We start from the raw sequence: 11,262 nt of genomic DNA, 5'->3' as shown, positions 1-11,262 counted from the left end.
ATTTATATGATAAAGGCTATTTATTTTGACTAATACAGATATCATTCGTAAGTTTAATCGCCTCACCCAGTTTAAGAAAAATGAACATGGCGCTATCCTAGTGTCTTTCATTATTATATTCCCTTTTTTTATTGCACTTACTTTTATAATTTTTGAAGTTTCAATTTTTTTACAAAAAAAAGCCAAACTATCAGATGCTATTGAGCAAGCCACATTAGCGCTAACCGTAGAAAATGATGGAATACCCAATGCGGCTCAACAAACAAAAAACAGGGAATTGGTTTTATCTTATGCTAATGCCTATTTACCCTCTGAGGGGTTTTCAGACCCGATAATTAATATAGATGATAATACCAACTATCTTGGATACAATGCCGCTGTTACTATGACTTATCCTGTCAAATTTTTAGGCCGGAGTCCTCTTACCAACGCCATTAGTAATATACAAACCACAGATAATGGTGAGGCCATAAAAAATAAAACCATAAAAGTCAGTAAGCCGACTGATGTAGTTTTTGTCGCTGACTATTCAGGTTCAATGTTGCAAAGTTTTTCTGATGACGTGAGCATAAAAAATGGCGAACGAATAAATGCCTTAAGATCGGCATTTATAATATTGCATGATGCTATTAAAAATAATAGTAATGTTAATACTATAGGTTTTATCCCTTTCGGATCGGGAACAAAAAGAAAAGTTTCAGAAAATGGAGAAAACAAAGAATATTGCCATCTACCTTTTTCACCAAAGATATATAAGCCTAACGGTGATTATCTGTCAGAAAATGCAGAGGCCACAGAGGACGCTTGGACTTTTTTGGATGTAATCGGCGATCATATTGACTATAAAAAGACAATTATGTCAATTACTGAAAATGTACGAACCATTGATATCCCTATGCATGATATCAAACACAAAGAGATTTGCCTAAGTGGTACAAACTCATACTCACTAGAGAGAGAACAATTTGATTATAGTATAGAAAAGATAATAGAAATGGTTCCATTAGGGGGGACGCTAATAAGCTCAGGGATACTCTCGGCTAATAACATATTTAAGGAGACAGCTGATAATGGCCATAAAAAACTAATGATCATTCTTTCAGATGGTATGGATACCTATAACTCGACAAAGTTACCAAATAAAGGATTTTTTATCAGCAAAACACTTATAGATGAAGGAATGTGTGAGATGATTATAAAGAATGATATTCAAATGGTATTTATTGCCATTGCATATTCACCGGAAAAGAATGTAAATGCACCTGAATATATTAACTGGAAACAATGCGTTGGTGAAGATAATTACTACGAAGCTCATAATGCTCATGAACTGGAGCTTGAACTACAACAAGCCGTTAACGTGTCAGAAACAAGTGAGGTCGGACGTAATACTCCCAAACAATAATCTCCAATCACCAATATCAGGCGCGGTAATAACTACCGCGCCTATTATTGATTATTTCGCGCCACCCGCTTCCATGCCAACTAACCCAACCTTGAGATAACCTGATTTACGCAGTGCATCCATCACACTCATCAGAGTTTCATAATCCACCACTTTATCCGCCTGGAAGAAGATAGTGGTTTCTTTATTAGATTGGGTCACTTTATCCAGCGCTGCCGCCAGCGTCTCACGGTCAACCTGCTGATCGCCGACATAAAGCTGATTATCGGCTTTTACTGTCAGAAAGACCGGTTTCTCTGGCCGCGGCTGAGGTACCGCTGAAGATGCCGGTAAATCCACTTTGATATCAACTGTGGCCAATGGCGCTGCCACCATAAAGATAATCAGCAATACCAGCATGACATCGATGAAAGGTGTCACGTTAATTTCGTGCAGTTCACCGCTTTCATCAAGGTTATCGTTCATCCGCATGGCCATAAATCACCCCGCACGCAATTGATGAGGTTGCTTAGGAGACTTTGCTTCAGCGCTGCTGCTCAAATCAAGATCACGGCTCAGTAGCAATAATACCTGTGCGGCGACATCCCCTACCTGAGCACGGTAAGACCCAATCAAGCGAGCGAAGATATTATAGATAACTACCGCAGGGATTGCGGCCACCAAGCCGAGTGCTGTCGCCAACAATGCTTCTGCAATACCTGGAGCAACAACCGCCAGATTGGTTGTTTGTGAGTGGGCAATACCGATAAAGCTGTTCATGATGCCCCAAACCGTACCAAACAAGCCAACAAACGGAGAAATAGCACCGATGGTTGCCAGGAAACCGTTGCCTTTGCCCATTTGGCGGCTAATGGCAGCCACTCGGCGCTCCAGACGGAAAGCAGTACGTTCTTTAATCCCGTTGTTATCATTCGATTCTGCCGATAGCAGACGCTCATTTTGCGCCTCACGCAGTAACAGGCCGCTGATACTCTCAGAAGAAAAAGCCGCTGCCCGCTCGGATGCAGTATCAAGGTCAGTGACCGCGCCGATAACCTCATGCTCTTGCTGTAAGCGGCGACGTGCACGGAATAACTCGGTACCTTTGGAGAACAAAATAGTCCAGGTCACGATGGATGCCAGTACCAGACCAATCATTACGCCTTTAACCACCACGTCGGCATGTTGATACATGCCCCAAACAGAGAGGTCCATTGCCAGCCCTTGTGGTGCTGGAGCCGTTAGTGGCTGAACCGCTGGCGCGGATGTGGCAGGAGCAACAGTGTCTGCATTAGCAGGAGTTGCCGCGACTGGGGTGATTTCCGGCGCAGGTAGCGGCGTTGATGTTGCCGTTGTTGGTGTTGCAACAGATGCAGCAACTGCACCGCTGTTGCCTGGCGCGGCGAATGCATGACCGGTTAAACCTGCCACCAGCAATAATGCCATCGCGCCTTTCATCATTCGGCCTTGCACGAATGATTTATCTTTAATCTTTTTGCCAGCTGTTTTCACGCTGTGCCTCCACCCAATATACAGATCAATTTAAGGACGAAATCAGCTGCCGATCATATCAAACAAATGGGGGATTGATAGTAATTATCATTAGTATTTGCGCCTATTTTTTGAGAAAAAATAAGAATTGCCCTGATATCAGGGACTACGCAGCATGATAAACGGAGAGGTGATCCTAACTGTAAAGACTGAATGACACGCTATGTAAAAATGAAAAAGGATTAACTGCATAAGGTACGCTCATATTTATTCAGGAATCACCTCACAACAACACCTTAATAAATTTCCTATTTCGCCACTTACACAACATTTTTCCATCGCAAATCTCCAGAAAACAGCGAGTCGCCCTATTGATTTTTTTTCATGGTAAAAGCTGCTCTCACACCACAATCATCATGCTAACGTAAGGGATAAATACATTCCTATAATGAATGCTGACCATAGAATAATGGACACGCTGATAAAAAGGTGGCAACGCGACATGTCTGCAAATAAACCTACGACAGAAAAACTGGAAACAACCTTAGTTAGCGCGGGCAGGAGTAAGAGATATACCCAAGGCTCGGTCAATACCGTTATTCAGCGCGCATCTTCTCTGGTATTCGACTCGGTGAAAGCGAAAAAGCATGCCACGATTAATCGCGGTAATGGTGAGTTATTCTATGGCCGCAGAGGCACGCTAACCCACTTCTCCTTGCAAGAAGCGATGACTGAACTCGAAGGTGGCGCAGGTTGTGTGCTTTATCCTTGTGGTGCCGCGGCTATCAGCAATGCCATTTTATCCTTTGTTTCCACAGGCGATCATATCTTGATGACCGGCTCGGCCTATGAACCGGCGCAAAGTTTTTGCGATAAAATCTTATCGCGCATGAATATTACCACCACTTATTTTGATCCTATGATGGGCTCGGAGATAGCCTCATTAATCACACCGGAAACCAAAGTGGTTTTCCTTGAATCACCCGGTTCCATCACCATGGAAGTGCAAGATATCCCCGCCATAGTGAAAGCTATCCGTGCGGTTGCTCCTGAAATGATTATCATGATGGACAACACATGGGCGGCTGGGGTGCTGTTTAAAGCCTTGGATTTTGATATTGATATCTCCATCCAATCAGGCACTAAATATATTATTGGTCATTCTGATGCCATGCTGGGGATTGCGGTTGCCAATGTGCGTTGTTGGGAGCAACTGCGGGAAGACTCATACCTGATGGGGCAAATGGTGGATGCCGATACCGCTTATCTTGCCAGCCGAGGGTTACGTACCTTAGGTGTGCGCTTAAAGCAGCACGAAAAAAACAGTATTGAAATCGCCAACTGGCTAGCAAAACGCCCGGAAGTTGCTGCGGTTTATCACCCCGCACTACCCGGCTGTAAAGGGCATGAATTCTACCAACGAGATTTTACCGGCTGCAATGGCCTGTTTTCTTTTGAATTAAAAGAAGAGCTAACTCAGCAACAGCTAGAGGCCTATCTCGACCACTTTACCCATTTCAGTATGGCTTTCTCATGGGGTGGATTTGAGTCCTTGATTCTGGGTTATCAGCCCAAGGATATCCGGGCAATCCGCAAATATGAGGGAGAGGGAATCAAAGGCACACTGTTCCGCCTGCACATTGGACTGGAAAATGTACAAGATTTGCAGGACGATTTAACCGCTGGGTTTGAGCGCATCAAAGCTACGCAGTAAAATTTCTGAGTGATAGGGATTAATGCGCGGTGACAATACCTGCGCATTAATCCTCTCTTACACAAATAGTATCAACAGCACGTATATATACCCTCAAAAATTTGGTTATTGAGGATAAGATCAATGTGGACCAGCGCCATTACGGATACACTAGGTAAGACCTCACAACAATATCCTCACACGATAGGCAAACAGGAACAGAAATGGATGTATTACGCGAAATCCTTCATGCCTTATGGCAGCAGGATTTTAGTAAACTTGCCGACCCGAATGTGATTTGGGTTATTTACGGCATACTCTTTACCACCCTCTTTTTAGAAAATGGTTTGCTACCGGCTTCTTTCCTCCCCGGTGATAGCTTGTTGCTATTGGCGGGTGCATTAATTGCCAAGGGTGTCATGGGGTTCTTACCCACCATGATAATTCTGACCGCCGCGGCCAGCCTGGGTTGTTGGCTGAGTTACTTGCAAGGGTTGTGGTTGGGAGATACCAAAGTGGTAAAACGGTGGCTGTTGCAGCTGCCGGTTCATTATCGCCAACGCGCCCATAACCTGTTTGTGCGCCACGGTTTGGCAGCGCTGATTATTGGCCGATTCCTGGCTTTTGTGCGGACTTTATTGCCGACTCTGGCAGGCATTTCCGGCTTAAACAGCACACGTTTTCAGTTCTTTAACTGGCTCAGTGGGCTGCTATGGGTGGGGAGTGTCGTGGGATTGGGCTTTGCACTTAGCCATATTCCGCTGGTTAAGCACTATGAAAATCAAGTCATGACTGCATTGATGATTTTGCCGATTGTCTTGTTACTGGTGGGGTTGGTTGGCACGCTGGTGTTGGTCTGGTGTAAACGTAAAAGTGTGACTGAGTAATCTTTTCCGCTCGAACAGCTAAACGGCGCTCAGTGCGCCGTTTTGTGTAGATATCACCTCAGTTAGTACGCAGTTTGGCAACTTCCTCACTCGGCGTGAGGCCAAAATAGCGTTTAAACTCACGACTAAACTGTGAAGCGCTCTCATATCCCACCTTATTTGCAGCGGTGCTAGCCTTCAGTCCATCGTGCAATATCATCATTCGCGCGCGGTGCAAACGGTAAGATTTCAAGTACTGCAATGGAGAGGTATTAGTCACTGCTTTGAAATTATGATGAAACGCCGAGACGCTCATATTCACATCTGCGGCTAATTGTTCGACATTCAAGTTATCTGCGAACTGATTTTCGATCCGCCGCAATGTCTTGGTGATCTGATTGAAATGACCATGGCGATTAACTAATGCCTGCAATGCCCCGCCACACTGACCACATAACACGTAGTAGATAATTTCTCGCACGATTTGTGGGCCAAGCACTCTGGCATCACGGGGATTAGACATCACATCCAGTAGCCGCTCGGTGGCGCATAGCATCTCTTCAGTCAGTGCCGATGAATTCACGCCAGAGGTATTGCCGAAAGGCTTGTCTAACTCGTCATCACCGATATCTATAATCAAGTCTTGTAACATCTGGCTGTCTATATGAATGGAAATACCAGCCAACGGCACTTCCGGGCTGGCGAAGGTTTCACATTCAAACGGCAACGGTACTGTCAGAATCAGGTAATTCTTCGGATCGTACTGAAACACCTTGCTACCCAGATAGCCCACTTTATGACCCTGAAAAATAATAACCACACTCGGGGTATACATCACTGGCGTGCGCGGTTGATGCACGGTGGAGTACAGAATTTTTACTTTTGGCACCGCGCTGGGGGTTAAACCATTGCCTTGAGCCAAACCTGCAATCATCCCGGCCATCTGTGCCTGGATATCAGTAACCTCAACCATTGCGACCTCGCCTGTTTCTGCTATCTGAAACGATCTGACATAAATTGTGCAATATTTTGCGTGTTTTCTACAGTCTTTTGTAGAAATAGGCAAGAGCAAGGCAGGAATGTGCATTGAGGTATGGCATCAAGTTACCGACAATGGCTATCACTGATACGGCGGCGAATAACTCTTGCGCCATAAGCTAATCTTTTAGTTCTTATTGTTCATTACCCAACTTGTTTATTACCCAACGCTGGAAGACAAATCATGCAAAATTTCACCCTTCATACCCCAACTAAAGTGCTGTTCGGTACTGGCCAAATCGCGCAACTGACTAAAGAAATTCCTGCTGATGCACGTATTTTGATTACCTATGGCGGCGGCAGCATTAAACAAAATGGTGTACTTGACCAGGTTCACCAAGCGCTGAAAGGCTTTGATTTCCTCGAGTTTGGTGGCATTGAGCCGAATCCTACCTATGAAACCCTGATGAAAGCGGTTGAGGTTTGCCGGAAAGAGAAAATTACTTTCCTGCTGGCAGTTGGCGGTGGCTCTGTATTGGATGGCACTAAATTTATCGCCGCAGCCGTCAATTATCCACAAGACCCGTGGCATATTCTGGAAACTACTGGCAGCGATATCAAAGAAGCTCTGCCGATGGGTTCAGTATTGACCTTACCCGCCACAGGCTCCGAAGCTAACAACGGCGCAGTTATCAGCCGCCGTAGCACCGGTGATAAACAGCATTTCTTCTCCGCTCATGTACAGCCGCTATTTGCCGTGCTGGACCCAGAAGTAACTTATACGTTGCCACCGCGTCAGGTCGCCAATGGCGTGGTCGATGCTTTTGTTCACACTATCGAGCAATATCTGACTTACCCGGTCGATGCAAAGGTACAAGATCGCTTTGCTGAAGGCTTGTTGCTAACACTGATTGAAGACGGCCCTAAAGCTTTAAGCGACCCTAAAAATTACAATGTACGTGCCAACATTATGTGGAGCGCGACCATGGCATTAAATGGCCTGATTGGTGCGGGTGTCCCGCAGGACTGGGCGACACACATGCTGGGCCATGAACTGACCGCACGTCACGGGCTGGATCATGCACAAACTTTAGCGGTGGTATTACCGGCTTTGTTGGTGGCGAAGAAACAACAAAAACGCGCCAAACTACTGCAATACGCAGAACGTGTTTGGGGGCTACAGGGTGGTAGTGAAGAACAACGTATTAATGCTGCCATTCAAGCGACCCGTGATTTCTTTGAAAGCATGGGGGTCGCCACTCGTTTGTCCGCTTACAAACTGGATGGCAGTACCATTCCTGATCTCATTAAAAAACTAGAAGAGCATGGTATGACTGCGCTTGGTGAGCACGGTGATATCACTTTAGCCGATAGCAAACGTATCTACGAAGCTGCGGTCTAACAGTCATAGCTTGGCGGAATGTTAAGAGGTTAATAATATGGTTCTTTACAGTCCGCCTTTGAGCTATTTCCAGACAAACTAATAAGTCGAGTCATCACGACTAAACTTAGGTAATCGGCAACAGGCTGATACAGCCCAATCACTACCCCAAGACATCACAGTGGTAGGCTTCCCTGCAACTGTGAATACGAAGGGTACGTATGCTAAGGAGATAAATATGGCGACGCAACCCATTATCAAATTGCACGATGGAAATCTGATGCCACAACTCGGCCTTGGCGTTTGGCAAGCAAGTATTGAAGAAACACAACTTGCTGTCAGCAAGGCGCTGGAGGTCGGCTATCGATCAATCGATACTGCGGCTATTTATAAAAATGAAGAGGGTGTTGGTCAGGCGCTGCAATCAGCACATGTCGCCCGTGATGAGCTATTTATCACCACTAAGCTGTGGAATAGCGACCAGGATAATCCGCAACAAGCTCTGGAAGAGAGCCTGAAAAAACTTCAGCTCGATTATGTGGATCTCTATCTGATCCACTGGCCAGATCCAACACAAGATCGCTATGTCAGTGCCTGGCGCGAGCTGATCGCATTGAAAGAGCAAGGGTTGATCCGCAGTATCGGTGTTTGTAACTTTAATATCCCCCATCTACAGCGGTTAATTGATGAAACTGGCGTTGCGCCTGCCGTCAATCAGATTGAGCTTCACCCCTTACTACAGCAACGGCAAATTCATGCCTGGAATGCCACGCATCATATTGCGACAGAATCCTGGAGCCCGTTGGCCCAAGGCGGCGATGGTGTTTTTGATCAGACAGTTATCCGTCAATTAGCGCAGAAATACAGCAAAACGCCAGCACAGATAGTGATCCGTTGGCATCTGGACAGTGGGTTGATTGTGATTCCGAAATCGGTGACACCTGCGCGTATCAGAGAAAACTTTGAAGTGTTTGATTTTAAATTGCACAAAGATGAACTGACGGCAATTTCGAAGTTGGATAGCGGCAAACGGCTGGGGCCAGACCCGGATGTCTTCGGATCTGACCGCTAGTTTACATGCTTAGTGATGCCTGGCTTTCCCTCTACCTGCACCACCGGCAGGTTTATTCACCGGCGCTCTGTTTGCGCCGGTTTTGTTGCCTGTCGTCTTCGGCGCTGAACTGCCCGTCGTTGTCTGCACCGCTTTGCCCGAAGGCGCTTTACTCGCAGGAATCTTACCTGCTGGAGCCACATTTGTTCGGTTACCCGGCTGACGCTGACGCGTGATCGAGGTGTGCTTGGTCAGCGCTGGCGTATGCTGACGATACGCCCGACGTGCTTCACGTTGTTCTTCCAGCGTAGGTGCAGGAACCAAACATTCACGGCGGCTACCAATCAAATGTTGTAACCCCATATCTTCTAATGCTGTGCGAATCATCGGCCAGTTAGCGGGATCATGATAACGCAGCAATGCCTTGTGCAACCGACGCTGACGATCGCCTTTCGGCACCACAACATCCTCACTCTTGTAGTCCACTTTACTCAGCGGGTTCTTGCCGGTGTAATACATGGTGGTGGAGTTAGCCAACGGTGATGGATAGAAGTTCTGCACTTGATCCAAACGGAAGCGGTTTTTCTTCAACCAAAGCGCCAAATTGACCATATCTTTATCTTCGGTTCCCGGATGAGCCGAGATGAAATACGGAATCAAATATTGCTCTTTACCCGCCTGCTTGGAATAGGTATCAAACAGCTCTTTAAAGCGCTGATAGCTGCCCATTCCCGGTTTCATCATTTTTGAAAGAGGCCCATCTTCAGTGTGCTCCGGGGCTATTTTCAAGTAACCGCCCACATGGTGGCTGGCTAATTCTTTGATATAACGAGGATCTTCTACTGCCAAGTCATAACGAACACCGGAGGCAATCAGGATTTTTTTAATCCCTTTCAAATCGCGCGCTCGCCGATACAGAGAAATGGTCGGCTCATGGTTAGTGTCCATGTGCTGGCATATTTCAGGATAAACGCAGGATGCGCGGCGGCATGTTTGCTCGGCTCGCGGCGACTGGCAACGCAGCATATACATGTTGGCTGTCGGGCCACCCAAATCAGAGATAATGCCGGTAAAACCAGGAACTTTATCGCGAATTTCTTCTATTTCACGAATGATGGAATCTTCAGAGCGGCTCTGGATAATGCGCCCTTCATGTTCGGTAATTGAACAGAACGAGCAACCGCCATAGCAGCCACGCATGATATTAATCGAGAAACGAATCATATCGTAAGCCGGGATCGGCGATTTCCCATAAGAGGGATGCGGCACACGTTGATAAGGCAGGGCAAAAACGCTATCCATTTCTTCGGTGCTAAGCGGGATTGCTGGCGGATTAATCCAGATATAGCGGTCGCCATGTTTTTGCATCAAAGCCCGGGCACAACCGGGGTTGGTTTCATGATGTAAAATCCGCGAGGTGTGGGCATACAGCACTTTGTCTGCTTTCACTTTTTCATAAGAGGGCAGCAAGACATAGGTCTTTTCCCAGGGCTTAGGTTTGGCAGCCCGCACAGTAATAGGCTTGGCTTCTGGCTCGGGAACGCTGTCTGTTGCACAGGGTAAATCATCGCCATAAGGGTTAGGAATCGCTTCGATACGGCCCGGTTTATCCAGCCGGGTAGAATCCACACCACTCCAGCCCGGCAATGCCGTTTTGCGCATCACAACGGTGTTACGGACATCCTGAATATCAGCAATTTTCTCACCTGCCGCCAAGCGGTGTGCGACTTCAACCAGAGGCCGTTCACCATTGCCGTACACCAGCATATCGGCTTTGGCATCGACAATAACCGAGCGGCGCACAGTATCCGACCAATAATCATAATGAGCGATGCGGCGCAAGCTGGCTTCAATACCACCAAGCAAAACCGGCACATGGCTATAAGCTTCTTTACAGCGCTGGCTATACACCAATGTGGCGCGGTCTGGCCGCTTACCACTTTGATTATCCGGCGTATAAGCATCATCATGGCGTAACTTGCGATCAGCGGTATAGCGGTTGATCATCGAATCCATATTGCCCGCCGTGACCCCGAAGAACAGATTTGGCTCCCCCAATCGCATGAAATCGTTTTTATTGGTCCAATCAGGCTGAGCAATGATTCCCACGCGGAAACCCTGAGCTTCCAGCATGCGGCCAATGATAGCCATACCAAAACTGGGGTGGTCAACGTAAGCATCGCCGGTGATAACAATAATGTCGCAGCTATCCCAGCCTAATATGTCCATTTCTGCGCGAGACATCGGTAAAAATGGCGCAGTGCCATAGCATTCAGCCCAATATGGCTGATAAGAAAACAGGTCACGCTCTGGCTGGATCAGGCTGGTACTCATGGCAATACTCTTTGAATTGGGGAAAGTTGAGGTGGTTCGGGTTAAGAAATCATCACCGGGCGGCGATTATACGCATTTATCCAT

General features: G+C 46.7%; 9 protein-coding genes. 5 read left to right on the top strand and 4 right to left on the bottom strand.

What is annotated here, in order from left to right; genetic code table 11:
* Positions 1-25: 25 nt before the first annotated feature.
* Positions 26-1,405, top strand: coding sequence for a pilus assembly protein (locus tag QSV56_RS14480; protein ID WP_080342169.1), 1,380 nt, complete (start codon positions 26-28; stop codon positions 1,403-1,405).
* 51 nt (positions 1,406-1,456) lie between these two features.
* Here QSV56_RS14480 and exbD read toward each other — a convergent pair whose 3' ends face one another.
* Entirely contained in the window at positions 1,457-1,882 is a 426-nt protein-coding gene (exbD, locus tag QSV56_RS14475) for a TonB system transport protein ExbD (RefSeq protein ID WP_019079103.1), read from the bottom strand.
* Between the two features lie 3 nt (positions 1,883-1,885).
* The gene (gene exbB, locus QSV56_RS14470) at positions 1,886-2,896 is read right to left on the bottom strand and encodes a tol-pal system-associated acyl-CoA thioesterase (protein ID WP_074007075.1); all 1,011 of its coding nucleotides are present in this window, start codon (positions 2,894-2,896) and stop codon (positions 1,886-1,888) included.
* Positions 2,897-3,377: 481 nt separating this feature from the next.
* Between exbB and metC the strand changes: the two genes are divergently transcribed.
* Together metC and QSV56_RS14460 are read left to right on the top strand one after the other, a co-directional pair.
* Entirely contained in the window at positions 3,378-4,589 is a 1,212-nt protein-coding gene (metC, locus tag QSV56_RS14465; RefSeq protein ID WP_301212902.1) for a cystathionine beta-lyase, read from the top strand.
* A gap of 203 nt (positions 4,590-4,792) precedes the next feature.
* Positions 4,793-5,455, top strand: a complete 663-nt coding sequence (locus QSV56_RS14460; protein ID WP_005160739.1) for a DedA family protein — start codon at positions 4,793-4,795, stop codon at positions 5,453-5,455.
* A gap of 58 nt (positions 5,456-5,513) precedes the next feature.
* Here QSV56_RS14460 and QSV56_RS14455 read toward each other — a convergent pair whose 3' ends face one another.
* Complete coding sequence (locus QSV56_RS14455; RefSeq protein WP_019082333.1) at positions 5,514-6,407, bottom strand: AraC family transcriptional regulator; 894 nt, start codon at positions 6,405-6,407, stop codon at positions 5,514-5,516.
* Between the two features lie 249 nt (positions 6,408-6,656).
* Here QSV56_RS14455 and yqhD point away from each other — a divergent pair, with 249 nt between their 5' ends.
* Positions 6,657-7,814 (top strand): alcohol dehydrogenase, encoded by a 1,158-nt coding sequence (gene yqhD, locus QSV56_RS14450; protein WP_046050218.1) that lies wholly within the window; start codon positions 6,657-6,659, stop codon positions 7,812-7,814.
* A gap of 217 nt (positions 7,815-8,031) precedes the next feature.
* Positions 8,032-8,865, top strand: a complete 834-nt coding sequence (gene dkgA, locus QSV56_RS14445) for a 2,5-didehydrogluconate reductase DkgA (RefSeq protein WP_019079107.1) — start codon at positions 8,032-8,034, stop codon at positions 8,863-8,865.
* Positions 8,866-8,874: 9 nt separating this feature from the next.
* Here the strand turns inward: dkgA and QSV56_RS14440 are convergent, their stop codons facing one another.
* A complete protein-coding gene (locus tag QSV56_RS14440; protein ID WP_046694538.1) occupies positions 8,875-11,178 on the bottom strand; it encodes a YgiQ family radical SAM protein in 2,304 nt (767 codons plus the stop codon).
* Positions 11,179-11,262 lie beyond the last annotated feature (84 nt).

Source organism: Yersinia sp. 22-579 (genome assembly GCF_030433455.1).
Taxonomy (GTDB): domain Bacteria; phylum Pseudomonadota; class Gammaproteobacteria; order Enterobacterales; family Enterobacteriaceae; genus Yersinia; species Yersinia enterocolitica.
This window is presented reverse-complemented; position numbering and strand designations above follow the sequence as displayed.